This window comes from Bacillus sp. AY2-1, from assembly GCF_008368965.1.
GTDB lineage: Bacteria > Bacillota > Bacilli > Bacillales > Bacillaceae_G > Bacillus_A > Bacillus_A thuringiensis_S.
This window is the reverse complement of record NZ_QPEL01000020.1, coordinates 57,991-83,161: the sequence shown is the minus strand read 5'-3', so window position 1 is coordinate 83,161 and position 25,171 is coordinate 57,991. Positions and strand designations below refer to the sequence as shown.

Below are 25,171 nucleotides of genomic sequence, written 5' to 3'. Positions count from 1 at the left end.
TAGAAATGCAATATTTGTTTGCATTTTTTCATAGTTAATGTATGAATTCCTAAAGTTTCTTAAAAGGAGGAATCTCTAATGACGAGGGTTTGGAAGGATCTTATTTCAGAAGAAAACATTATAAAATGGAGACGACATTTCCACAAGTATCCGGAATTATCATTTCATGAAAAAGAAACTTCGCAATTTATATATGATACATTATGCTCGTTTTCTTCTTTTGAAGTAACGAGACCGACGAAGTATAGTGTACTAGCAATTAAAAGAGGCGTGAAGCAAGGGAAAGTGATTGCGATTCGAGCTGATATAGATGCTTTACCAATCCAAGAGGAGACAAGGAAATCTTATACGTCTGTAAATAAAGGAGTGATGCATGCATGTGGGCACGATGCTCATGCAGCTATTTTATTAAGTACAGCAGAGATGTTATCAAATATGAAGGAAGAGTTTGTAGGGGAAATTCGTCTATTCTTTCAGCATGCAGAAGAAGCATACCCTGGTGGTGGACAAGAAATGGTCGAGGCGGGCGTTATGGACGGTGTTGATTATGTAATAGGTTTACATGTTATGTCTGGATTGGAGCGCGGAAAGATAGGTATTGCGTATGGGCCAATGATGGCAGCTCCAGACGTATTTACAGTTGAGATTCAAGGCAAAGGAGGACATGCAGCGCGGCCAGAAGAAACGATTGACCCTATTGCTATCGGAGCACAGATTATTACAAATTTACAACATATCGTATCAAGAAATACAAGTGCTTTCATGCAAAGAGTCGTTTCAGTTACGCAGTTCCATGGGGGAATGGCTGATAATATTATTCCAAGTACAGCAACTTTAATGGGAACTGTACGTTCTTTTAATCAAACATTAAGAATAGAAGCGGAAGAAAAAATTGAGAAAATCGTGAAAGGAATTACAAAAGCACATGGAGGAGATTATACATATACGTATCGATATGGATATGATCCTGTTATTAATGATGAATATATTACGAAAGTAGTAGAAGAAAGTGCACTACATTTGTTTGGGAATGAGCGTGTTGTTAAGCTTGAACCTTCTATGGGTGGGGAAGATTTTTCAGCATATTTAAGAAAAGCACCCGGTTGTTTCATTAAATTAGGAACAGGTAATGAAAATATATATACTTGTTATCCACATCATCATCCGAAATTTGACGTGGATGAATCAGCATTAATTTGTGGAGTGGAGCTATTCTTAGAGACTACTATAAGATTACTAAAATCATAGAAAAACAAAAAAAGGCAACTGCGCTCTATCGCAGTTGCTTTTATTTCTTTCCGTCAGAGAGGGCTGAGAAAGAACTATGCTCATTTATAGTATATGAATAGCTAACGGACAAGCTTGTACATTTTAATCATTTTTTTTAAAATAGTTGTTGACATTGATAATCAATGTCAATTAATCTAAATATAGTTGAAATTGATAATTATTATCAATAGGATGGATGCGACATGTTAATGAGAAAAAAATTTCACCTTCTACGGAGGGGATTAAAAGATAAAAATAAAGATGTTGATCAGCATATGGAATGGCAACGAAATGTAATTCGGTCTGAATATGTAGATGAGAAGAAGAGCATTCAAACAGAAAAAGAGATACAAAGTAAAGGGAGAGGTTCAGTTGAGTAAGTTAGTAATGATTTTTGCAAGTATGAGTGGAAATACAGAGGAAATGGCTGACCATATTGCCGGCGTAATTCGTGAAACAGAAAATGAAATTGAAGTTATTGATATTATGGATTCACCAGAAGCTTCTATATTGGAACAGTATGATGGAATTATTTTAGGTGCATACACATGGGGAGATGGTGATCTTCCTGATGATTTCTTAGATTTTTATGATGCAATGGATTCTATTGATTTAACTGGGAAAAAAGCGGCCGTATTCGGATCATGTGATTCGGCTTATCCGAAATACGGAGTGGCGGTTGACATTTTAATAGAAAAGCTACAAGAGCGCGGAGCAGCAGTTGTGTTAGAAGGACTAAAAGTAGAATTAACGCCAGAAGATGAAGATGTAGAAAAATGTTTACAGTTTGGAGCTAAATTTGTAAAACACCTTTCTTAATGGCAGAAGGGAGCTGAAGAGCAAGTGCATGAGAAAATCTCAATCAAAACGATGACAGATTATCATTTGTATGATTTTATGCGGTGTCCGCATAAATTTTATTTTCGTCATATAAAAAGAAGAGAACCTTCTTCATTTGAATGGCAACAAATAGCGCAAATGATTGTGAATCAAATTATTAACGAGTATTACACGCTACCTGCAGGTCAACAAACGAAAATTGTACTTTTAATATTAATAGAAAAGTATTGGAAAAAAGTAAGGATTAATATGTTTGCTTCGAAGACGGAGTACTATATTGTATTAGCGAAGCTAACGGATCACTTATTACAGTTTGTTGAAAGGGATGATAGTCAGACACCACCATTGTTTTTATACGAGAAGTTTCAAACATATATGGAAGAGTTAGGTGTCCACATGTCATTGACATTTGAAGTTGGTGAGTGGAATGCTGAGTCGTTTGTAATTAAAAAGTATGTTGTCGATGCGGATGAGGAAATGCTTGCTCTTTGTCAGAAGCTAATGACAGTATTCAGTTATAAAGCTTTCGGCGTTCTTCCAGGAAAAATTGAAGTTATTAATTTAATAGAAGGAACTAAGTATGAGTACATTCCGAAACAGGAAGATATTATAACTGGAATGGCTGATTTATCTAGAATGAAAGAAATGTTACAGCAACCTGAGCATTATACTGAGCGTCATTTTCGTTCTGAGTGTATAAGTTGTGCGTTTCGTAGTGAATGCCAAAGGGAAGAAGTAAAGAAAGAAGCGAAACAGAAGAAAAATATAGTTCATTAAAGGATGCAACTTTGCATCCTTTTTTGTTATTGACATGAAAAGCTTTTCATCATTTACGGTATATTTGTAGCAGATTTTAATAAAGTGAAACTTTAATCAGTGGGGTTTTGTTCATCACCCACTGATTATTAGCCTTAACCAATCGGGCTTTAACGGGCAGCCCGACCCCCACCTAACTTCTTTGCTTCCGCTGAATTTTGAGGTGGGGGTCTTACTGCCCGCAAATAGCGGGATAAAGGGAGGAATAATCAATGAAAGATGAAACGAAAGTATTTCAATGGTTAAAAGAACAAAATGCTCCTTTTGAAATTCAACTGCAAATCTTACAGGCATTTCAATTGTATAAAGTTATTGTTGAAATGGATAAAAAGTTAATGATGTATGAGGAAAGAGTATACAGGGAGAGAATGTAATCTCATCCCTGTAATATCGTTTTTAGCTGTTCTGTACTTGTAATGAATTCGAGTTCATTCTCTGACTCAAAGTTATAAATAATATTATGTAGTAAAGGACTGTATTGATAAAAGGTAGTAATGCGGTGAATGAGTAATGGATCATGATGAGAAATAAGTGTACTGTACTGTTCATATACAGATGTAGTAAACTCATGTCCGAAATCATAATATAGTCCTGCAAAATCAAAAGCAGGATCGCCAATTTGCGCATCACCAAAATCGATAACACCTGAAATGCTTTTGTTCTGCTTGTTAAATAAAATGTGATGATGTGTAAAATCAGCGTGAATGATTGTGTTTTGAAAAGTGGATGTAGCTAAACATGCAAAGAAATTTTCAAATAAGCGATTTAAGGCTAGTTTCTGTAATGAAGTAAGGTTAGTAGTGAGATATTGGTTTAATTTTGTTTGTAGCTCTTTCCAGTAGGTACATGTTTTTCTAATAGGGAAACATAGCGTTGTAACTTGGTTTAAAGGAATACTATGTAGTACCGCAAGGAAAGTAGCTAATTTTGTAATAATTGCTTTCAGCTCTGTATCCTCCAGCGTGGCAATTGTTTCTGTTTTTAATGGTTCACCATGAATGAGAGTATAGTAACTACAAAGAGGAACCTCATCAGATTCATTTTTATAAATTAGGTGATATTGTGGAACTTTGATTTCTTGTAGTGATTGAGTGAGAATTGTGCATAGTTCTTTTTCTAACGGAATTCGCATTGCATATTCCTGTTTTCGCGGGAAACGAAACAGTAGCTCATCATTTACTATAACTGCTACATTATCCCATCCTCCTTTATTTTGTTTATATGAACGTATAGAAAGATTAGGCAAAGCTTCTTTTATATAATGTTTGTAAGAGTCCATAATTGTTCCTCGTTTCTGAGTTAAGTTATTCTACTTTATGATATCAGAATTTTCTTTCTATATGTTAAAATATAGCTATCATTATGAAGAAGGGCGGGAGTATTACGAAAAAAAGATTGTTAATCATTTCTCTATGTATCGCTTTTGTATTGTTTTGGTCATATAAAGAGTAGGTTTTTGCTACCTTTAAACCGATTGATCAGTACGAGTTAAATAAGGAATTAAAGAACAAAAGTATAGAAAATTTAACTCATAATGAAATGAAAAAGGTAGGAGAGCATTTTGTGACCGAGCAACTATCAGTGTTTGAGTTTACTAATAAAGAAGATGTGAAACGAAAAGGTGAAGAACTATTTTTAAATAGAGGGTATGAACAATTAATGGGAAATTATTATCCAAATCGTTTTCAAGATTTAGAGTATAAATTTACAAACGAGGAGATACGTGAAGAGACCGATGAGAGTTTTCTTTATCAAGCTGTAGCGTACGTTGCGGGTACTGAAAATGGTAAGAGAAGCAAAATGAAATTGAATTATGAAGTGAAAATTGTAAAGGTTAATAATATATTTATGGTGCTAGAACAAAAGCAGCGCGTACAATAAAGGAAATTCATTGCTCAATAGAACATTTGGGGGTGTACTACTTAATGCGGAATAAAAAGGCCCTCAAGGAATCAAGGGCCTTTAAAGATTTTCATTTTGTTGACCAAGTTCTTTTTGAGCAATATATAAATTTCCTTGCTCGACTTGTTTAAGTGTATGAACAGAATCTCCTGCATATCCTTTTTGTGTTTTAACAGTTCTTTTTGAACGATTGGAATTTTGTTTCTTCATATAATAGGCACCTTTCATCAAAAATAAACGAAAATGATAAGTATGAGTAATACAGCAGCGAAAATGGTAATGCCCATTAAAAACGAAGTGTTTTTATATTTAGGTGGCTTATGTACATCTTGCCGATATCCAGGTGAAATTTCAGGGGCAAATTCTTCATCGAATGATTGCTTTTTTTCTTTGTCGTCCATATGTACCCACCTTTCTTTTTCATTATATTACACGTTACAAGAAAAAATATGCATAAAGAAAACAGCCGCTTTATTATTAGCGGCTGTTTTGTGTTGCATATTTTCGTTGTACTTGAAAGAGACGGATAAGTAGGAAGGCAGCGCCAAATGCTAGACCGATAATAAGACCGATCCAATAGCCTTTTGCGGCCCATTCTGTATACGTTGCTAGTATGTAACCTAGTGGTAGACCTATTATCCAATAAGCAATTAAAGTCATAATTAGAGCAACATTTACATCTTTATAACCACGCAGAGCTCCTTGTACAGGGGTTGCAATTGCATCTGAAATTTGAAATAAAATCGCAAAGATAAGAAATTCTTTTGCTAAATGATGAACTTTTGCATCTGTCGTATAAATAGAAGCAATTTGATTATCAAAGAAGTAGAGAAGAATCGAATATAATAAAGCAAAGGCAAGGGCTAATCCAATTCCAATCAGTCCGTATTGTTTTGCATTATCGTAACGTTTTGCTCCGACTTCGAATCCGACTGCAATAGTCATTGCCATTGCTAAACTTAGCGGAGTCATATATAACAAGGAAGCAAAGTTCATAGCTGCTTGGTGAGCTGCAATAGTTGTCGTACTAAAATTACTCATCATAAGCGTTACCGCAGCGAAAATACTTGTTTCAAAAAAGATAGCAAATCCGATAGGGACGCCAAGCTTTAAGAATGCTGTCCAACTCGAAAGAGAAGGACGATATAATTGTTTGAAAATGTTAAAAGAGGCAAAAGGCTCTTTCGTCTGAATAATAATGACTGTAATAATTAAAATGCACCAATATGTTGCAGTGGAAGCAATTGCTGCTCCGACACCACCAAGCTTTGGGAAACCGAAGTTACCAAAAATTAATAGGTAATTTAATATTACGTTAATTGGTAATGATAGTAATGTAATAATCATCGTTGTTCGAGTTTTTCCTAATGCATCAATAAATCCACGTAAAACAGTGTACGTGAATAAAGGTATAATTCCTATTGCGATAATACTTAAAAATTGAGCTGCAATTCGTTCCACAGGTTCTTCTAAGCGCATGCCGTTTAAAATAGGTGAAACGACGAAGAAACCGATGAGGATAACAACGAAGCTAGCACAAATTGCTAAATAAACTGCTTGTATGACAACGTGGGGAACGTCCTCTTTTTTCTTGGATCCAACGAGCTGTGCAACAATGGGAGTAGTAGCCATTAAAATTCCTGTTAATCCCGTACTAACTGGAAGCCATATACTTGTTCCAATTGCAACACCTGCTAAATCAGTTGGACTTGCATGTCCTGACATTGTTGTATCAAAAAAACTCATCGCAAATAATGACATTTGCGTTACGAAAATCGGAAAAAATAGTAATACAAATTGCTTTAACTTTTGTGAGAATGAAGTAGTTTCTTTCATAAAATCCCCTTTCCGTATAAAAAAACAAACTCTTACTATCATACAATTTAATCAAAGATTAGAAAAGAAATACGCGCCTACAACATATGAAACCAATAAAAAAAGGATGCACTTTGAAAAGGGATAAGGTATTATGATAAGGTGTGAAAAAATTACATATTATTTGTTATTAAGGAGGCACTACTTGTGGCTGATTGGTTAATTGGTTTAATCATGGGTGCTGTTGAAGGGTTAACAGAGTTTCTACCAGTATCATCAACAGGACATATGATTTTAACAGGACATTTAATTGGATTTGAAGATGAGAGAGCGAAAGTTTTCGAAGTTGTTATCCAATTGGGATCGATTTTAGCAGTTGTTGTTATATTCTGGAAGCGTCTATGGTCGTTAGTTGGAATAGGAAAAGTAACAGACGGACCATCGTTAAATTTATTACATATTATTATCGGGATGATTCCTGCCGGGGTACTTGGCGTATTATTCCATAGCACTATTAAAGAGGTTTTATTTGGTCCAGGACCAGTTGTTATTAGCTTAGTAGCCGGTGGTATTTTAATGATTGTTGCTGAGAAGTTTTCAAAACCAAGTACAGCAAGAACGTTAGATGAAATCACATATAAACAGGCATTTACAATTGGAATGTTCCAATGTTTAGCTCTTTGGCCAGGGTTTTCTCGTTCTGGTTCTACAATCAGTGGTGGTTTATTAGCTCGCGTGTCGCATACAGCGGCAGCTGAATATACGTTCATTTTAGCGGTACCGATGATGGTAGCTGCAAGTGGGTTAGATTTAATTAAAAGCTGGGATGTATTAAGCTCAGCAGATATAACGCTATTTGTAACAGGATTTGTAACTGCATTCGTTGTTGCGATGCTTGCAATTGTTTCATTCTTGAAATTATTATCTCGTGTAAAACTAACACCGTTCGCTTACTATCGTTTCATTTTAGCTGCGGTATTCTATTTCTTCATTATGTAATAAAAAAACCTGCCGAGCTCGGCAGGTTTTTTTATTTTACTATTTTTTCCACCATATTTTCCATTACATGCTCCCAAAGAGAAGTATCATCAGCTAATGTAGCACGGAAATTAGCATACATTTCTTTTTGTTTTTCTTCGAATGTTGGATCTTCTTTTTCAGGTAATGTAGCGCGCATTGAAGTTACTAATTCTTGTACTTTTGGAGCGCGTGGTCCAAAGACGGCTTGTTCATTTCCATCTTTATCAATGAAAATAAAGATTGGAATCGCACGTGCTGTTCCATTTGTTAAATATTGATCCATTAATTCTAAGTTTTCATCGCGAATTAATAAACTCATATCAATATTTGCAACTTCAGAAATTCGTTTCATAACAGGTACGCATAAAAGAGCATCACCACACCAATCAGCAGTTAATACGATAACACGCCAGCCGTCATTTTGACGTTCTTCTAATACAGGAAGTAATTCATTTGGAATTAAAAAGTTATTGTAAATGTGTAGTAGCTCGTATTGGTTTACTTGCATTTCATTCACATATGTATCAAAGGACATACCTTTATCAGCCCATTGTTGTAAGTTCATAATTAACACCTCTTTAGTAAGATTTGCTTTCATTGTACCAATTTTTATATAGAAAAGCTTGTATTCTTACTCTTTCTCGTCACTTAATAATTTATTTAAGAGGAAAAAGAATAGTACGACACATAATTCAGCTGTGTTGGACATTTGTACGCTTTCTATCCAATTATCAGCAGTATGAATGACGAACCAATCTAGTGTAATTTCAATGAATGAGAAAAGAGTAATAGAAATCCAATTTGGCATGTTTTGTGTCAGTGGATATAGCAGCGCTTTGAAGAAACTGAAGATGAAAAATGTAATACTGTCTAAGAAAGTGATTAATAAAAAAAAGAGAAGTAACGCAGTACGTGAACTATACTCTATACCTGTAATTTGAAAGATTCCTACATATACAAAAAATATAAATGCAAAAACGATAATGAGAAAAAGAGCAATAATACTAGTGATAATCGTTTTATCTTTTAGGCTGAGATTTGAGAATTTCTCCTCCTCATGCATTAAAATACCCCCTTTTTCTGGAAGTTAACTTCATTTTATCATGAAATACCTATTAAAAAACTACGAATTATGGGAAAATAAGGTGACAAAAAGTAAGATTTCATGTAAAATTATTAATAAGGTTTTTATTTAACTAAATGAAATAAAAGGAGCTGTCAAAGTTGTCTCAAAATCGAGAGCAATTAATGGAAGAACTATCGACAAATGTGTTTGCTATGTTTCGCACATTGCGTAATGATATCGGAAAAATATTCGGTGGTTACATACCGTGGAATGAATTCATCGTCCTGAGAATATTAAATCGTACGAATAAAGAAATGGTATCGCGTGTAGCAAATGAATTAAATGTGTCGAATAGTCATATTACAGCTGTTACAGAAAAATTAATTAATAAAGGTTTTGTAACTCGTTCACGTTCTACATCGGATCGCCGAGTTGTGTATTTAGAGATTACAGAACAAGGGAAAGATTTAGTTGCGAAAATGGAAGATGCGAAAAAACAATATTTACAAGAAAGATTCTCTGCACTTTCAGAAGATGAAATGAGTGTAATGATTTCGATTTCCAAAAAACTTATTTAAGTGATTATAAACAAGAAAACGCTTACGTGATGAAAAAGAAGATCTTCCTTATATATGGAAGGTCTTCTTTCGTGTGTAGTAGATGTTAAAAAATAAAATGTGTATGAAAAAAGATAGAGCGCCATACTACTAATACAAGGAAGGGAGGGAGAAATATGACGAATCGTAACGGTAGTAAAGGGAGCGGTAATCAAGGATCACCAAAGTCCGGCCAGTTTAATCAGGAATTTAGCACTGAATTTGAAACTGGTAATGATAATAAAGGGAAAGAATATCGTTCGAAAAAAGGAAGTAAATCAAAAAAGGAGTGAATATATTCACTCCTTTTTTGATTTAAGATGCTGCCGATTGATCAGTATTATATTTTTCTTCTGATTTTGCGACAATCATTGCACAAATTGCATCACCAGAAATGTTTACAGCTGTTCTTGACATATCTAGAATACGGTCAATACCAATAATTAAAGCGATACCTTCTACTGGTAGATTTACTTGATTTAAAACCATTGTAAGCATTACAAGTCCAACACCTGGTACACCAGCAGTACCAATACTAGCTAGTACAGCAGTTAATACGACCATAGCTAATTGCGGTAATGTAAGTTCAACTCCGTATACTTGAGCGATAAATACAGTTGCTACCCCTTGCATAATAGCGGTACCATCCATATTAATCGTTGCACCGAGTGGTTGTACAAATGAGCTGATTGCTTTTGGAACTCCAAGCTTCTCTTGTGCGGTTTTCATTGCAAATGGAAGAGATGCATTAGAGCTAGATGTACTAAAGCCAATTGCCATTACCGGTCCGAAATGCTTAAAGAACTGGACGATACTTTCTTTTGCTAATACCTTTAATAGGCCGCCATATACAAAGACCCCGTGAATAATGAGTACTAACATAACGACAATCATATACTTGAACATCGCAGCGACGCCTGCAAGACCCATTTTACCAACGGATGAAGCGAGCAAACCGAATGTTCCAATTGGGGCTAATTTCATAACGAGATTAACAAGATACATCATTAATTCGTTGCCCTGTTCAAGTAATGAATGGATACCTTGAACTCGTTTTCCTAAAATAGCTATACCGAGTCCAATCAATACGGCAAAGGCAATGATTTGTAACATGTTTCCGTCAGCCATTGCTTTTGCTGGGTTATCTGGTACGATATTTAGCAATGTTTCGACGAAAGATGTTTCAGTTTTTGTACCTTCATACTTAAGACCTTCTGTTTTAAAATTACCGCCAGCTCCTGGTTTTATAATAAGTGCAAATGTAACCGCTATAGAGATGGCAACCGCAGTTGTTACGAGAAAGAATGAAATTGATTTTAAACCGATTCTTCCAAGTTGTTTCGGATCTCCAAGGCCGGCAGCGCCAAGTACGATAGAAATGAATACAACAGGAACAACTAGCATTTTAATAAGGCGAATAAACAATTGACCAATTGGGTTGAACACATATTGATTTAGTGGCTCAAAGATAGATGGAGCGGCTAAATTTAGAGTGAGTCCAACAACTAGACCTAGAAATAATGCGATTAAGATTGCTTTTGTTTGTTTCAATAAAATCCCCCCTTTTGTTTTTGCGAAAGTTCTTTCTAAAGTAATTATACCGAAAAAATACCTAATTTAACAATATTTTCTGAATTTTTTGTTTTTTTATTTAAGTGTAGATAGACTGATTTTGTGTTTGGAAAATAAAATAGACCATCACATAGGATGGTCTAGGGAAGGGGACAATTTATGTCAATTTAATTAGGGATGGAAGCTGCTTTAAGACACTGGGGAATGTCTTAAAAATTAGGGAGGAACAACTTCGATATATATACTATAAAAGGTAGGTGTGACTCTCATGTGAACATAGGGTGAAAGAGAGAGGGAGTTTTAAAGAAAAGATAGAAAGACAAAAAAATAAGACCATCATTTATAAGATGGTCAAGGAAGGGGACAATTTATGTCAATTTAATTAGGGATGGAAGTTGTTCAAAGACACTGGGGAATGTCTTAAAAATTAGGGAGGAACAACTTCGATATATATACTATAAAAGGTAGATGTGACCTCTGTGTGAACATAGAGTGAAAGAGAGAGGAAGTTTTAAAGAAAAGATAGAAAGACAAAAAAATAAGACCATCATTTATAAGATGGTCAAGGAAGGGGACAATTTATGTCAATTTAATTAGGGATGGAAGCTATTCAAAGACACTGGGGAATGTCTTAAAAATTAGGGAGGAACAGCTTCGATACATATACTATAAAAGGTGGATGTGACCTCTATGTGAACATAGAGTGAAAGATATGGGGATTTGAAAAATAGTACATATGAAATTGTTATTGCTAGCAATATTGAGCTAGGATATATAGTTTTCCAGCATAAAACAAAAAGGAATCTGAATATAAATAAAAGTTGTAATCTATGAAAAAAAGGATTATGCTCAACTATATTATAAGAATATAAGGTTTGTCCCAATTGTTTAAGGGCTTTTTAAAAGCTTTTTATTTATGAGGGGAAAGCTTCACTTTAATAAGGGAGTTAGTGATATGGAAGTAACAAAAAAACAAGGGCTGTATAATCGTCTTATACGATTAAACCCACCACAAATATTAGCATTAGGTTTTTTCTGCTTAATTGTGGTTGGCGGTTTGTTATTAAAGTTACCATTCGCAACGAAAGCACATATTAGTTGGGTAGATGCTTTCTTTACAGCAACGTCAGCAGCGACCGTAACTGGTTTGGGAGTAGTGGATACAGCAAGTACATTTACGATGTTTGGCGAAATTGTTATTATGTTTTTAATTCAAACAGGTGGTCTAGGTCTTATGACAATTGCCATTTTAATTGTTTGGGTATTAGGCAAAAAAATCGGATTACGCCATCGTTTATTAATTGGAGAAGCATTTAATCAAACAAATATAGGTGGTCTTGTAAAATTAGTAAAGCGTGTCTTTATATTTTCGATTTGTATTGAGCTTATTGGGGTCATCTTTTTATCGTTTCGCTTTATTCCAGAGTTTGGTTTTGGAAAAGGTTTATACTATAGTATTTTTCATGTAATTGCATCTTATAATAATGCAGGATTTGCTTTATGGCCAGATAATTTAACAAGATATGTAGGGGATCCCATTATTAATATTGGGATTTGCTCTTTAATTGTAATAGGTGGACTCGGTTTTACCGTATTAATTGATATATGGTATAGTCGCAGTTTTCGAAAATTATCACTTCACTCAAAAATAATGATTATTGGAACAGTAGTGTTAAATGTTATAGCAATGATTGTAATTTTTGTATTGGAATATAATAATGTGAAGACGTTAGGGAATTTATCTTTAAATGAAAAACTATGGGCTTCCTTCTTTCAAGGTATTACCCCGCGGACAGCTGGATTTAATACGATTGACTATGGAGGTATGGAAGAATCATCTATATTATTTACGATGATTTTAATGTTTATTGGTGCAGGAAGTGTATCAACAGGTGGAGGAATTAAATTAACAACGTTTGTTATCTTAATTACATCTGTCCTTTCTTTCTTTAGAAAAAAGGAAGAAATTGTTTTATTTCAGCGTACAATTAAAATGTCGACAGTAACGAGGGCCTTAGCGATTGCTGTTGCCAGTCAAATACTTATTTTTACAGCGGTATTTATATTAATGCTTACAGAAAACTTCAGCTTTATTCAATTATTATTTGAGACAATATCAGCGTTTGGCACAGTCGGATTAACGATGGGAATTACTGCAAAGCTCTCGGCATTCGGAAAATGTATTATTATGTTTGTTATGTTTTGCGGATTAATTGGACCGTTAACACTTGTGTTTTCTTTAGCGCGACCAGCAAAACAAAAAATAAAATATCCATCGGAAGATGTGTTTACAGGATAAGGTATCCCGCGTTAAGCGAGATACCTTTTTCTTTTTTAGAACAGGGAGAACAATAAACCAATAAGTGCTACTCGGAATAAAATTGCGATAAGTGCAGCAATCCCACCGACAACTGCAGCGATACCGCCAGTTACAGTAGCTCCGCGATTATAAGCGTAAATACCGAGTAAAACAGAAACAAGACCAAATAGTGTTGGGAATGTAAATAGCGATAAGATAGATAGCGCAAGAGCGATAAAACCAGCAGTTGATCCAGCGGCGGATGATTTTACAACATCTTTATCGTCTTTATCATCGTAATCATAATCAATGCGTTGTGGTGCAACCTCAGCGGCGTACTCTTCTTTATAGTCACTATAATCACTATCTATTCTATCTCTTCTTTTATAATCATCAAATTTCTCAGTCAAAGTCATGACTCCTTTCATAACAAGGTTCAATAGTAGTATGTATCTCTTTTTCTTTTTTATCCTGCTATTTGTGGGAGTCGAGCTACGTACACATCCTACTGATTAAAGTTTCACTATACCGGAGCATGTACAGGGAGTAGTATCTTTTAAAAGGAGGAAAATGTTTTCTTGAAATAGGAAAAGTTAGTATGACTTCCTCTATTTTGGAAAGTATAAAAAGGAATAATGAGGAAAGGGTGCAATACATAATGGAACATCCAATTGAAAATTTAATGAAAACGGCAATGACAAATTTAAAAGAGATGGTAGATGTAAATACAATTGTTGGGAGCCCGGTCTCAACAGCTGACGGAAATGTAGTATTAACAGTATCTCAGGTGGCTTTTGGTTTTGGAGCTGGTGGAAGTGATTTTAAAGGGGATTTCATTACTGAAAAACATAACGGTGGGCAAAATCAGCATAAAGAGAAAAAGCAAGGGCATCCATTTGGAGGAGGAAGCGGGGCTGGGGTTTCTATTAGCCCAGTTGCTTTTTTAGTAGTCGGTTCTAACGGTGTGCAAGTATTACACCTCAATAGTAGTACACATTTAATTGAAAAGGCTTTAAATACGGTACCAAGCACTGTAGATAAATTTGTAAATGGTCGCCAAAAGTGAACTTGCATTTTTTAGGAATTATGATATATTAGAAAAAGTGCGCTTTAGGATGATCGGAATAATTGAACTGTAAATATATATGATGTGTGGAATAAGGGAGAGGAATTTATGATTAATATCAAAAACTTAGTAGTTGGTTTATGTATGTTAGTAAGCGGTTTTGTTGTATATGTAATAAAAGAAAAAGCTCCATTCTAAAACAGACAAACCGTTACTGTCTGTTTTTAATTTACAAAAAATGTTGACAAGTTATTTTATTGATGTTAAAATTTTAATTCGTGTCTCGGTTACAGCTAGTATAAAGTAAATAAATCTTATAAATGTAATACGAAAAGTTTGCGAAAGATCGGGTAGTCTTACCAACAACTTTTGTGAACAAACCCTATAAATTATAAGTGTAAGCTTTATAGGTATACTAGTGAATCAAGGAGCGGTCAGTGGAACCGTAATGATGAGAGAGAGGTAGGGCTTTCATCCAGTATATGTTACTTTCCCGTTAGGTGAATATAAAAAAGAGGACTCCTTTTCAAAAGGAGTCCTCTTTCTTTTTTTAAGTGCGAATTTCAACTTGTTGACAAATTTCATCCGTTGTTAAACCGTGAGCTGTAATGACTGATCCTTTAATTGATGCATCTGCAATGCCCATCACATTAGAATCTTGCCCAGTTACAACGCAACAATCACACCCTTGTGCATCCTGTTCTGAGTTAAGTGTAACAACTTCATGACCTTGTTGCTGAAGAGCTTGTTGAACGTCTGTTAATGAGTTTTCAACGCCAATTCTAGCCATAATTCTCACCTCCTACCATCTAATTGCTAGTATGCTCAAGTTCACTGCATATATTTATGAAAAGACGGTAGGAAGTAAATCTTTGTTTAGTCGTTATATACGCCAGTAAGCATTTGACTAACGAATTGATCGTTTAATGTATCTTGTGCAGAAGAAGTATTTGAATGGATGTCGATTGAAGCAATAAAATGATTATGTTCTTGCGTGTTTGGTTCTACCTCTACGTAATTATCGAATTTACAAAAACCTTTCGTGTCCATTAGATCAAATAATTGCAACATTTCTACTACCTCTTGTCTCGTTCCTTTAATTTGTACACATGCCATATTTATTTCCTCCTTCATTTTGACAAATTGTTTTTTAAAAATAGGATTATGATTACGAAATGAAAAATATGAATGTTATTTTTAGACAGCGCTATTTTTGTTATTTTCCCCCTTTTTCAGCAAAAGTCGTTATATATTCTCGGATTTATAAAATCGGACGTCCGTTTATTGAATACAATAGATTCGTATTAATTGATGAAAATCCTTCTTTTAAACAAATATTTTTTTAGTGAAAATTGGCGAAAAAAATTTTCAGACTTTTTGTAAACGTTAACAATGTTGTTAAATCAATATAATTAAAGATGTACGTACGATTAAAAATTATAAATTTTCTAAAAATTTACTTGATTTATTTAAAAAGGAGAGTAAACTAGGAAACAATAAAAAATTCATAGAACATAGGAGGCACTTCCAGTGAATGAGCAATGGATTTTCTTAAATGGAGAATTTGTTCCGAAAGATGAAGCAAAAGTTTCGGTATATGATCATGGCTATTTATATGGCGATGGAGTATTTGAAGGAATTAGAGTTTATAGCGGTAATGTTTTCCGTTTGAGAGAGCATCTTGTCCGGTTGTATGAATCAGCAAAATCAATCCTTTTAGAAATTCCATATTCATTAGATGAAGTAACGAATATTGTTGTTGAGACGATTCGACAAAATAAATTATCTAATGGATACATTCGCCTTGTTGTATCAAGAGGAGCAGGAAATCTTGGATTGGATCCCGATTCATGTAAGAAGCCGAATGTAGTAGTAATTGCAGAACAATTATCTTTATTCCCACAAGAATATTATGAGAAAGGGATTCCAGTTGTAACAGTTGCAACGCGCCGAAATCGTCCCGATGTTTTATCCCCTCAAGTAAAATCTTTAAATTACTTAAACAATATTTTAGTTCGTATTGAAGCGAAATTAGCTGGAGTACAAGAAGCACTTATGTTAAATGATCAAGGATATGTTGCTGAAGGATCAGGAGATAACGTGTTTATTGTTAAAGGAAATAAATTAATTACACCACCAAGTTCTGCTGGAGCGTTAGAAGGTATTACACGAAACGCCATTTTAGAAATCGGCGAAAAACTTGGATATGACGTAAGAGAAGAGTTATTTACAAGACATGATGTATATGTAGCTGATGAAGTGTTTTTAACAGGAACAGCTGCTGAAGTTATTGCTGTTACGACAGTAGATGGTAGAACGATTGGTTTAGGGCAAACGGGTCCACATACGAATCGTTTATTGGAAGAATTCCGAAAGTTAGTTATAGAAGATGGAGAGAAAATTTACGAAGAAAATAAAGTTGGATAACAACTTTTTATAACATAAGAAAGCGTTGAGAGGGAGGAGTAGTTGATTGTGAAGCCTCACAGAGAGTCGGTGGTTGCTGAAAACCGATGGTTCACGTCGACGAACATCGCCCTTGAGTGCTAAGCTGAAGCATTTGTCTAGGCTTAGACGGTAGCTCCGTTATTAGCTAGATCCATTTATGGGTCACTGAGGCAAGAGTATTCTTGCAAAGAAGGGTGGTACCGCGAAATCTTTCGTCCCTTCAGCACATAGCTGGAGTGTGGACGTAGGATTTTTTTTATTGATAAAGGTTTTCAAAAAGGGGGCTTATAAGAACAATGTCTTCAAAAACGGAAGAGAAACTGGCAACTGGTGCACAGCTATTGTTAGAAGCGCTAGAAAAGGAAGGAGTAGAAGTGATTTTCGGTTATCCTGGTGGTGCTGTTTTACCTCTCTATGATGCACTGTATGATTGTGAAATTCCTCATATTTTAACAAGGCATGAGCAAGGAGCAATTCACGCTGCTGAAGGGTATGCCAGAATTACTGGTAATCCAGGGGTTGTCATTGCAACGAGTGGTCCAGGTGCTACGAATGTGATTACTGGTCTAGCAGATGCGATGATTGATTCATTACCACTTGTTGTATTTACAGGGCAAGTAGCAACAACGTTAATTGGAAGTGATGCTTTCCAAGAAGCGGATATTATGGGGCTTACAATGCCGGTGACAAAACATAACTATCAAGTGCGAAAGGCTTCAGATTTACCTCGAATTATTAAAGAAGCATTTCATATTGCTAAAACAGGAAGACCAGGCCCAGTCGTGATCGATCTTCCGAAAGATATGGTAGTAGAGCAAGGAGAACGATGTAATGATGTGCAAATGGATTTACCAGGATACAACCCAAATTATGAACCGAATTTACTCCAAATAAACAAATTATTACAAGCAATTAGTGCTGCAAACAAGCCGTTAATTTTAGCTGGAGCAGGTGTATTGCATGCGAAAGCATCAAAAGAGTTAACAAGTTTTGCGCGTAAATATGAAATTCCTGTTGTGCATACATTACTTGGTCTTGGTGGCTTTCCGCCAGATGATGAACTTTTTCTAGGGATGGGGGGAATGCATGGTTCTTACACAGCCAATATGGCGTTATATGAATGCGACTTACTCATTAATGTAGGCGCGAGATTTGATGATCGGCTTACTGGAAATTTAACTTATTTTGCTAAAGGAGCGACTGTCGCACATATCGATATCGATCCAGCAGAAATCGGAAAAAATGTGCCGACTGAAATTCCTATTGTTGCAAGTGCTAAGCGGGCATTGGAAGTATTACTTCAACCAGAAGGAAGGAAAGAAAATCATCATGAATGGATCTCTTTATTAAAGAGTAGAAAAGAACAGTATCCATTCTCTTATAAACGAAACTCTGAAAGTATTAAACCTCAATACGCGATTGATATGCTATATGAAATCACGAAAGGAGAAGCGATTGTAACAACAGACGTTGGGCAACATCAAATGTGGGCAGCGCAATATTATCCGCTGAAAAATCCAGATAAATGGGTAACTTCTGGCGGATTGGGAACGATGGGATTCGGATTTCCAGCAGCAATTGGTGCGCAAATCGCAAAGCCTGAAGAACTAGTCATTGCAATTGTTGGTGACGCTGGGTTTCAAATGACTCTACAAGAATTAAGTGTATTAAAAGAACATTCTTTACCTGTTAAAGTATTTATTTTAAATAATGAAGCTTTAGGAATGGTAAGGCAATGGCAAGACGAATTTTATAATCAAAGATATTCACATTCCTTATTGTCGTGTCAACCAGATTTCGTCGCTCTTGCGAATGCGTATGGTATAAAAGCTGTTCGTATTGATGATCCACTTCTTGCAAAGAAGCAGTTGAAGCATGCGATTGAATTAAAAGAACCAGTCTTAATTGATTGCCGTGTACTTCAATCTGAGAAAGTTATGCCGATGGTTGCGCCCGGGAAAGGCGTTCACCAAATGGAAGGAGTGGAAAAAAGGTGAAGAGAATTGTTACAGCGACAGTTCGAAATCAAAGTGGTGTGTTAAACCGAATTACAGGGGTTATGACACGAAGACATTTTAATATTGAAAGTATTTCAGTAGGTCATACGGAATCATCAGATATATCGCGAATGACGATAGTTGTGCATGTGGAAAGTGAACAGCAAGTTGAGCAGTTAATTAAACAACTTCATAAGCAAATCGATGTTCTGAAAGTATCAGATATTACAGAAGAAGCAATGATTGCTAGAGAGCTTGCTCTTATTAAAGTAGCAACTTCTGTAGCAAGGGCGGAATTATATAGTTTAATTGAACCGTTTCGAGCCGCTGTAATAGATGTTGGGAAGGATTCCATAGTTGTGCAAGTAACAGGTACGCAAGATAAAGTGGAAGCGTTAATTGAATTACTTAGACCATACGGTTTGAAAGAAATTGCGAGAACAGGTGTAACAGCATTTACACGTAGTATGAAAAAACAAGATAAGCAAGTTATGTTAATTCAATAATCATTTAAATATAGGGGGAAATGAAAATGGCAAAAGTTTATTATGAGAAAGATGTAACAGTAAATGTATTAAAGGAAAAGAAAGTAGCAATCATCGGATATGGCTCGCAAGGTCATGCGCATGCGCAAAATTTACGTGATAACGGATTTGATGTAGTAGTAGGTTTAAGAAAAGGTAAGTCTTGGGATAAAGCGAATGAAGATGGATTTTCTGTATATACAGTAGCAGAAGCAGCGGAAAAAGCTGATGTAGTAATGATTCTACTGCCTGATGAATTACAACCAGAAGTATATAAAGCTGAAATTGAACCAAATTTACAAGCCGGAAATTCTCTCGTGTTCGCACATGGATTTAATGTTCACTTTGATCAAGTAAAACCACCAGCTAATGTAGATGTATTTCTAGTAGCGCCAAAAGGACCGGGGCATCTCGTACGCCGTACGTTCGCCGAGGGCGGGGCTGTTCCTGCACTATTTGCCGTATATCAAGATGCAACAGGAGTTGCGACTGAAAAAGCACTTTCTTATGCTGACGGAATTGGAGCAACGAGAGCTGGTGTATTAGAAACGACATTTAAAGAAGAAACAGAAACAGATTTATTTGGAGAGCAAGCTGTACTCTGCGGCGGAGTGACTGCACTTGTAAAAGCAGGGTTTGAAACGTTAGTTGATGCGGGATACCAGCCTGAACTTGCATATTTTGAATGTTTACATGAACTGAAGCTAATCGTTGACCTTATGTATGAAGGTGGACTTGAAAATATGAGATATTCAGTTTCAGATACAGCGCAGTGGGGAGACTTCGTATCAGGACCACGCGTTGTTACTGAAGATACGAAGAAAGCGATGGGGGCAGTATTAGCAGAAATTCAAGATGGTACATTTGCAAGAGGCTGGATTGCAGAGCATAAAGCAGGAAGACCAAATTTCCACGCGACAAATGAGAAAGAGAATGAACATGAAATTGAAGTAGTTGGACGTAAATTACGTGAAATGATGCCTTTCGTACAGCCGCGAGTAAAGGTAGGGATTAAATAATATGAAGCAGATTTTGTTCATGGATACAACGCTTCGTGATGGCGAACAATCACCAGGAGTAAATTTAAATGAACAAGAGAAATTACAAATTGCTAGGCAATTAGAGAGGCTTGGTATTCATGTAATGGAAGCTGGATTCGCGGCAGCTTCCGAAGGTGACTTCCAATCAGTAAAACGCATCGCGAATACAATTCAAAATGCTACGGTTATGAGTTTAGCTAGAGCGAAAGAAAGTGACATTCGAAGAGCATATGAAGCAGTGAAAGGTGCTGTATCTCCTCGTCTACACGTATTTCTAGCTACGAGTGATATTCATATGAAATATAAACTTTGTATGTCAAAAGAAGACGTGTTAAATAGTATTCATCGTTCGGTTACGCTTGGAAAATCATTATTTCCGACAGTACAATTTTCTGCAGAAGATGCGACAAGAACATCGAGAGCATTTTTAGCTGAAGCAGTAGAAACTGCGATTCGCGCAGGAGCGAATGTAATTAATATTCCGGATACAGTTGGATATACGAATCCAGAAGAATATTATTCTCTTTTCAAATACTTACAAGAATCCGTTCCATCATATGAAAAAGCGATTTTTTCTTGTCATTGTCACGATGATCTTGGTATGGCAGTAGCAAATTCGTTAGCTGCGGTTGAAGGCGGAGCATTGCAAGTAGAAGGAACGATTAATGGCATTGGAGAAAGAGCAGGGAATGCAGCGTTAGAAGAAGTTGCGGTTGCTCTTCATATTAGAAAAGATTTTTATAAAGCAGAACCTTCTATGACTTTAAAAGAGATTAAGGCGACGAGTACATTAGTAAGCAGGTTAACGGGTATGGTTGTACCGAAAAATAAAGCAATCGTTGGAGCGAATGCATTTGCTCATGAATCAGGCATCCACCAAGATGGGGTTCTAAAAGAAGTAACAACTTATGAAATTATCGAACCAGCGCTTATAGGAGAATCTCAAAATCTCTTTGTACTTGGGAAACATTCTGGCCGTCATGCGTTTACGGAAAAAATGAAAGAGCTTGGTTATGAATTTACAAATGAAGAGCGAGATGCGGTATTCGAAGCGTTTAAAAAATTGGCTGATCGTAAAAAGGAAATTACTGAGGAAGATTTACGCGCACTTATGCTTGGTGAAGCAGCATTTGCAGCCCAGCAATATAACATTACGCAATTACAAGTGCATTTCGTATCAAATAGTACACAATGCGCAACAGTTGTGCTGAAGGATGAGGAAGGAAATGTATATGAAGATGCAGCCACTGGTTCTGGTAGTATTGAAGCGATATACAATGCGATTCAAAGAATTTTAGGACTAGAATGTGAATTGGCAGATTATCGCATACAATCTATTACACAAGGTCAAGATGCACTTGCTCACGTTCATGTTGAATTAAAAGAAGGTAGTCACCAAATATCAGGTTTCGGAGTTGCGCAAGACGTATTGGAAGCGTCGGCGAGAGCTTATGTCCATGCAGCAGGGAAATTAAAATCTCTTATAGCGCTTGTGAAATAAATATTTGATAGGTGAGAGAAGTTTTCCTCACCTATCAAATTAAAGTTCTGAAAATTCAGTTAAAAGGAGTGTTAAAAATGGAAAAACGTATCGTTTGTTTAGCTGGTGATGGTGTCGGTCCAGAAGTTATGGAAAGTGCGAAGGAAGTATTGCATATGGTAGAAAGGCTATATGGACATCATTTTCATTTGCAAGATGAGTACTTTGGTGGTATTGCTATCGATTTAACTGGGCAACCATTACCACAGCGAACACTTGCCGCCTGTTTAGCGAGTGATGCGGTTTTACTTGGAGCAGTAGGTGGACCAAGGTGGGATAGTGCGAAAGAAAGGCCTGAGAAAGGATTATTAGCATTAAGAAAAGGACTCGGTGTATTTGCGAATGTTCGCCCTGTAACGGTAGAAAGTGCAACTGCACATTTATCACCATTAAAAAATGCGGATGAAATTGATTTCGTTGTCGTTCGTGAATTAACAGGCGGAATTTATTTTTCTTATCCGAAAGAGCGAACGGAAGAAGTGGCGACAGATACACTTACGTATCATCGCCATGAAATTGAACGTATCGTTTCGTATGCTTTTCAATTAGCGAATAAGCGGAAGAAAAAAGTAACATCTATTGATAAAGCGAATGTTTTAGAGTCTAGTAAACTATGGAGAACTGTGACAGAAGAAGTAGCACTTCGCTACCCAAATGTGGAAGTAGAACACATTTTAGTAGATGCAGCGGCTATGGAATTAATTCGAAATCCAGGAAGATTTGACGTTATTGTAACGGAAAATTTATTTGGTGATATTTTAAGTGATGAGGCTTCAGTATTAGCTGGATCATTAGGAATGCTTCCATCAGCAAGTCACGCTGAAAAGGGGCCTTCATTATACGAGCCTATTCACGGATCAGCGCCGGATATTGCGGGGAAAAATAAGGCGAATCCAATTGCGATGATGCGTTCTGTTGCAATGATGCTTGGGCAATCGTTCGGATTAACGAGGGAAGGATATGCAATTGAAGAAGCAGTTTCTGCAGTCCTTAAATCAGGAAAATGTACAGCAGATATCGGGGGGACTGAAACGACAATTTCATTTACAAAGGCAGTTATTCAAGAAATGGAAGAGCAAGCGTTAGTAGGGAGAGGAAAATAATGGGGAAAAGGTTACTAGATAAGCTTTGGGAAAGACATGTAGTTGCGACTAATGAAAATGGATTGGATTTATTATATATCGATCTACATCTTGTTCATGAAGTAACGTCACCGCAAGCCTTTGAAGGCTTGCGGCTTACAAATCGAAGAGTCCGCAGACCAGATTTAACATTTGCAACGATGGATCATAATATTCCAACGAAAGATGTTTGGAATATTACCGATCGTATTGCGAAGCAGCAACTAGATACACTTCGGGAAAATTGTAAACAATTTCAGGTGCCATTAGCGGATATCGGAGATGAAGAGCAAGGGATCGTTCATGTTATAGGACCAGAACTTGGACTCACACAGCCAGGAAAAACGATTGTTTGTGGTGATAGTCATACAGCAACACACGGTGCTTTTGGTGCACTAGCGTTTGGTATTGGTACGAGTGAAGTGGAACATGTATTGGCAACGCAAACGTTATGGCAACGAAAGCCGAAAGCGATGGGCATTGAGTTAAAAGGAAAGTTACCGCAAGGTGTTTATGCGAAAGATATTATTTTACATCTCCTTTCAAAGTACGGAGTAGCAGTTGGAACAGGTTACGTAATGGAGTTTTACGGAGAGACCATTCATGCTATGGATATGGAAGAGAGGATGACGCTTTGCAATATGGCAATTGAAGGGGGAGCAAAGGCTGGTATTATTGCACCAGATGAAAAAACGGTTGCTTACGTAAAAGGGCGTAAATATGCGCCGAAAGACTATGAATCTATTAAGAAAAAATGGTCAGAACTTTATACAGATTTAGATGCAGTTTATGATTTACATATTTCAGTAGATGTTACGGATTTAGCGCCGTACGTTACGTGGGGAACAAATCCTAGTATGGGTGTTCGGATTGATGAGAAATTGCCAGAAAAGTATGATGCAAATGACGAAAGAGCGTTTTCTTATATGGGATTGAGTCCCGGACAAAGTACGTATGACATTCCAGTTCAACATGTTTTCATTGGATCTTGTACAAATTCTAGGCTTTCTGACTTAGAAATTGCTGCATCTGTCGTGAAAGGTAAGAAAGTAAAAGAAGGTGTGCGAGCACTTGTTGTACCCGGATCTCAAAGGGTAAGAGAAGCAGCGATGCATAAAGGATTACATCGCATATTTGAAGAAGCTGGATTTGAATGGAGAGAGCCCGGATGCTCAATGTGTCTAGGTATGAATCCAGATCAAGTGCCTGAAGGAGAACATTGTGCCTCTACGTCAAATCGCAATTTTGAAGGAAGACAAGGAAAGGGAGCACGAACGCATTTAGTTAGCCCGGCAATGGCGGCTGCGGCTGCGTTATATGGTCATTTTGTTGATATTAGAAAGGAGAGTTATGATGGAGCCATTTCGTATTCATAAAGGTACTGCCGCAGTACTGATGAATGATAACATTGATACAGATCAAATTATTCCGAAGCAATATTTAAAGAGAATTGAAAGAACTGGGTTTGGGAAGTTTTTATTTGATGAGTGGCGATATGATAATAATCGCCAAGAAAACCCTAATTTTCCTCTTAATGCACAAGAAAGAAAAGGAGCCAGCATATTAATTACAGGTGATAATTTTGGATGTGGCTCGTCAAGAGAACATGCTCCATGGGCGCTTGCTGATTATGGTTTCCGCGTTATTATCGCTGGAGGATTTGCCGATATCTTTTATATGAATTGTATGAAGAATGGCATGTTACCGATTGTAATGGATAAAGATATGCGTGAACAACTTGCTAAAACAGATGCGAGGGAACAAATCACAGTTGATTTAGAAAATGAAGTAATTACAACGAATACGCATAGATTCCATTTTACAATCGAGAAAATGTGGAAAGAGAAGTTATTAAATGGTTTAGATGAAATTAGTATTACAATGCAATATGAACAAGAAATAAAAGAGTATGAAAGAAAAGTGGCTTTATATTAAAAAAGTGACGGAATATTAAAAATGTATTTACATTCAAAATTAACTGTTATATACTATGTGAAAATCAGAGGAGAAAGGGAGTAAGTATTATGAATATCGTGCGATCTATTACAATGCTTACACAACTACATCATCATACATGAAACCCTTGAACCTAGCGTGAAAACGTGTAGGTACAAGGGGTATTCCCGTTGTACCTACACTCTATTGAAGAGCCTTGTAGGTATTTTGTCTACAAGGCTCTTTTTATTTTCGGCTTAGGTGAATGAAATCGGCATACATTAGAAGGGGAAAGGTGTGAAAAT

Annotated in this window: 30 protein-coding genes and 1 other annotated feature; of the genes, 20 read left to right on the top strand and 10 right to left on the bottom strand. The window is 36.2% G+C overall.

From position 1 onward, the window contains the following. The first annotated feature begins 78 nt into the window (after positions 1–78). From DN403_RS06090 to DN403_RS31040, 5 genes are all read left to right on the top strand, one after another. Positions 79–1,248, top strand: coding sequence for an amidohydrolase (locus tag DN403_RS06090; RefSeq protein ID WP_000199091.1), 1,170 nt, complete (start codon positions 79–81; stop codon positions 1,246–1,248). Positions 1,249–1,472: 224 nt separating this feature from the next. Continuing rightward, the gene (locus DN403_RS31045) at positions 1,473–1,649 is read left to right on the top strand and encodes a hypothetical protein (protein WP_000929009.1); all 177 of its coding nucleotides are present in this window, start codon (positions 1,473–1,475) and stop codon (positions 1,647–1,649) included. After that, on the top strand, positions 1,642–2,088 hold the full coding sequence (locus DN403_RS06085; RefSeq protein WP_000041154.1) for a flavodoxin: 447 nt from the start codon (positions 1,642–1,644) through the stop codon (positions 2,086–2,088). The genes DN403_RS31045 and DN403_RS06085 overlap by 8 nt, the downstream gene beginning before the upstream one ends. Before the next feature lie 24 nt (positions 2,089–2,112). Further along, on the top strand, positions 2,113–2,886 hold the full coding sequence (locus tag DN403_RS06080; RefSeq protein ID WP_000544580.1) for a hypothetical protein: 774 nt from the start codon (positions 2,113–2,115) through the stop codon (positions 2,884–2,886). 251 nt (positions 2,887–3,137) lie between these two features. Then, positions 3,138–3,299, top strand: coding sequence for a hypothetical protein (locus tag DN403_RS31040; protein ID WP_000651086.1), 162 nt, complete (start codon positions 3,138–3,140; stop codon positions 3,297–3,299). Between the two features lie 2 nt (positions 3,300–3,301). Here DN403_RS31040 and DN403_RS06075 read toward each other — a convergent pair whose 3' ends face one another. Continuing rightward, complete coding sequence (locus tag DN403_RS06075) at positions 3,302–4,204, bottom strand: aminoglycoside phosphotransferase family protein (protein ID WP_000378990.1); 903 nt, start codon at positions 4,202–4,204, stop codon at positions 3,302–3,304. A 194-nt stretch (positions 4,205–4,398) separates the two neighbouring features. Between DN403_RS06075 and DN403_RS06070 the strand changes: the two genes are divergently transcribed. Next, the gene (locus DN403_RS06070) at positions 4,399–4,806 is read left to right on the top strand and encodes a biotin transporter BioY (protein WP_255451807.1); all 408 of its coding nucleotides are present in this window, start codon (positions 4,399–4,401) and stop codon (positions 4,804–4,806) included. 81 nt (positions 4,807–4,887) lie between these two features. On the opposite strand, the gene DN403_RS31035 is transcribed toward DN403_RS06070, so the two are convergent. The 3 genes from DN403_RS31035 to DN403_RS06060 all read right to left on the bottom strand — a co-directional run bounded on the left by DN403_RS31035 (position 4,888) and on the right by DN403_RS06060 (position 6,663). Beyond that, complete coding sequence (locus DN403_RS31035; protein WP_000744623.1) at positions 4,888–5,037, bottom strand: hypothetical protein; 150 nt, start codon at positions 5,035–5,037, stop codon at positions 4,888–4,890. A 17-nt stretch (positions 5,038–5,054) separates the two neighbouring features. Then, positions 5,055–5,228 (bottom strand): hypothetical protein, encoded by a 174-nt coding sequence (locus DN403_RS06065; RefSeq protein WP_000341062.1) that lies wholly within the window; start codon positions 5,226–5,228, stop codon positions 5,055–5,057. Positions 5,229–5,304: 76 nt separating this feature from the next. Next, positions 5,305–6,663, bottom strand: coding sequence for an MATE family efflux transporter (locus DN403_RS06060; protein WP_000665558.1), 1,359 nt, complete (start codon positions 6,661–6,663; stop codon positions 5,305–5,307). 186 nt (positions 6,664–6,849) lie between these two features. Between DN403_RS06060 and uppP the strand changes: the two genes are divergently transcribed. Then, entirely contained in the window at positions 6,850–7,641 is a 792-nt protein-coding gene (gene uppP / locus DN403_RS06055) for a bacitracin resistance undecaprenyl-diphosphatase (RefSeq protein WP_000796263.1), read from the top strand. 31 nt (positions 7,642–7,672) lie between these two features. On the opposite strand, the gene DN403_RS06050 is transcribed toward uppP, so the two are convergent. Beyond that, entirely contained in the window at positions 7,673–8,260 is a 588-nt protein-coding gene (locus DN403_RS06050) for a thioredoxin family protein (RefSeq protein WP_003260458.1), read from the bottom strand. Between the two features lie 33 nt (positions 8,261–8,293). Then, entirely contained in the window at positions 8,294–8,725 is a 432-nt protein-coding gene (locus DN403_RS06045; RefSeq protein WP_016097986.1) for a regulatory YrvL family protein, read from the bottom strand. A gap of 161 nt (positions 8,726–8,886) precedes the next feature. Here DN403_RS06045 and DN403_RS06040 point away from each other — a divergent pair, with 161 nt between their 5' ends. After that, entirely contained in the window at positions 8,887–9,306 is a 420-nt protein-coding gene (locus tag DN403_RS06040; protein WP_000081433.1) for a MarR family winged helix-turn-helix transcriptional regulator, read from the top strand. Positions 9,307–9,461: 155 nt separating this feature from the next. Continuing rightward, positions 9,462–9,617 carry a hypothetical protein gene (locus DN403_RS06035; RefSeq protein WP_000184928.1) on the top strand — a complete coding sequence of 52 codons (156 nt, stop codon included), beginning with the start codon at positions 9,462–9,464 and terminating at the stop codon, positions 9,615–9,617. 22 nt (positions 9,618–9,639) lie between these two features. On the opposite strand, the gene DN403_RS06030 is transcribed toward DN403_RS06035, so the two are convergent. After that, positions 9,640–10,875 carry a dicarboxylate/amino acid:cation symporter gene (locus DN403_RS06030; protein ID WP_149185348.1) on the bottom strand — a complete coding sequence of 412 codons (1,236 nt, stop codon included), beginning with the start codon at positions 10,873–10,875 and terminating at the stop codon, positions 9,640–9,642. A 976-nt stretch (positions 10,876–11,851) separates the two neighbouring features. On the opposite strand from DN403_RS06030, the gene DN403_RS06025 reads away from it, so the two are divergent. Further along, entirely contained in the window at positions 11,852–13,195 is a 1,344-nt protein-coding gene (locus DN403_RS06025; RefSeq protein ID WP_000454114.1) for a TrkH family potassium uptake protein, read from the top strand. 35 nt (positions 13,196–13,230) lie between these two features. Here the strand turns inward: DN403_RS06025 and DN403_RS06020 are convergent, their stop codons facing one another. Beyond that, positions 13,231–13,605 (bottom strand): hypothetical protein, encoded by a 375-nt coding sequence (locus DN403_RS06020; RefSeq protein WP_000136546.1) that lies wholly within the window; start codon positions 13,603–13,605, stop codon positions 13,231–13,233. Between the two features lie 188 nt (positions 13,606–13,793). Between DN403_RS06020 and ytfJ the strand changes: the two genes are divergently transcribed. Next, a complete protein-coding gene (ytfJ, locus tag DN403_RS06015) occupies positions 13,794–14,261 on the top strand; it encodes a GerW family sporulation protein (protein WP_002083119.1) in 468 nt (155 codons plus the stop codon). A gap of 108 nt (positions 14,262–14,369) precedes the next feature. After that, positions 14,370–14,459, top strand: coding sequence for a hypothetical protein (locus tag DN403_RS06010; protein WP_000608225.1), 90 nt, complete (start codon positions 14,370–14,372; stop codon positions 14,457–14,459). A gap of 352 nt (positions 14,460–14,811) precedes the next feature. Here the strand turns inward: DN403_RS06010 and DN403_RS06005 are convergent, their stop codons facing one another. Both DN403_RS06005 and DN403_RS06000 read right to left on the bottom strand, forming a co-directional pair. Further along, positions 14,812–15,051 carry a YkuS family protein gene (locus tag DN403_RS06005; protein WP_000101020.1) on the bottom strand — a complete coding sequence of 80 codons (240 nt, stop codon included), beginning with the start codon at positions 15,049–15,051 and terminating at the stop codon, positions 14,812–14,814. 86 nt (positions 15,052–15,137) lie between these two features. Continuing rightward, on the bottom strand, positions 15,138–15,377 hold the full coding sequence (locus DN403_RS06000; RefSeq protein WP_000752514.1) for a DUF3911 family protein: 240 nt from the start codon (positions 15,375–15,377) through the stop codon (positions 15,138–15,140). A 414-nt stretch (positions 15,378–15,791) separates the two neighbouring features. Here DN403_RS06000 and ilvE point away from each other — a divergent pair, with 414 nt between their 5' ends. The 8 genes from ilvE to leuD all read left to right on the top strand — a co-directional run bounded on the left by ilvE (position 15,792) and on the right by leuD (position 24,866). Next, positions 15,792–16,688 carry a branched-chain-amino-acid transaminase gene (gene ilvE / locus DN403_RS05995; protein ID WP_001005485.1) on the top strand — a complete coding sequence of 299 codons (897 nt, stop codon included), beginning with the start codon at positions 15,792–15,794 and terminating at the stop codon, positions 16,686–16,688. Positions 16,689–16,704: 16 nt separating this feature from the next. After that, positions 16,705–16,932: a binding site (T-box leader), on the top strand. A gap of 73 nt (positions 16,933–17,005) precedes the next feature. Then, a complete protein-coding gene (gene ilvB, locus DN403_RS05990; protein WP_016077942.1) occupies positions 17,006–18,706 on the top strand; it encodes an acetolactate synthase large subunit in 1,701 nt (566 codons plus the stop codon). Then, positions 18,703–19,212, top strand: a complete 510-nt coding sequence (ilvN, locus tag DN403_RS05985) for an acetolactate synthase small subunit (RefSeq protein WP_000822952.1) — start codon at positions 18,703–18,705, stop codon at positions 19,210–19,212. The genes ilvB and ilvN overlap by 4 nt, the downstream gene beginning before the upstream one ends. Before the next feature lie 26 nt (positions 19,213–19,238). Next, positions 19,239–20,249 carry a ketol-acid reductoisomerase gene (ilvC, locus tag DN403_RS05980; protein ID WP_001151745.1) on the top strand — a complete coding sequence of 337 codons (1,011 nt, stop codon included), beginning with the start codon at positions 19,239–19,241 and terminating at the stop codon, positions 20,247–20,249. A gap of 1 nt (position 20,250) precedes the next feature. Then, positions 20,251–21,771 (top strand): 2-isopropylmalate synthase, encoded by a 1,521-nt coding sequence (leuA, locus tag DN403_RS05975; RefSeq protein ID WP_000809594.1) that lies wholly within the window; start codon positions 20,251–20,253, stop codon positions 21,769–21,771. A 77-nt stretch (positions 21,772–21,848) separates the two neighbouring features. After that, entirely contained in the window at positions 21,849–22,913 is a 1,065-nt protein-coding gene (gene leuB / locus DN403_RS05970; protein ID WP_149185347.1) for a 3-isopropylmalate dehydrogenase, read from the top strand. Then, positions 22,913–24,307, top strand: coding sequence for a 3-isopropylmalate dehydratase large subunit (gene leuC, locus DN403_RS05965; RefSeq protein WP_000518094.1), 1,395 nt, complete (start codon positions 22,913–22,915; stop codon positions 24,305–24,307). The genes leuB and leuC overlap by 1 nt, the downstream gene beginning before the upstream one ends. Then, the gene (gene leuD, locus DN403_RS05960; RefSeq protein WP_000433191.1) at positions 24,285–24,866 is read left to right on the top strand and encodes a 3-isopropylmalate dehydratase small subunit; all 582 of its coding nucleotides are present in this window, start codon (positions 24,285–24,287) and stop codon (positions 24,864–24,866) included. The genes leuC and leuD overlap by 23 nt, the downstream gene beginning before the upstream one ends. The last annotated feature ends 305 nt before the right edge of the window (positions 24,867–25,171 follow it).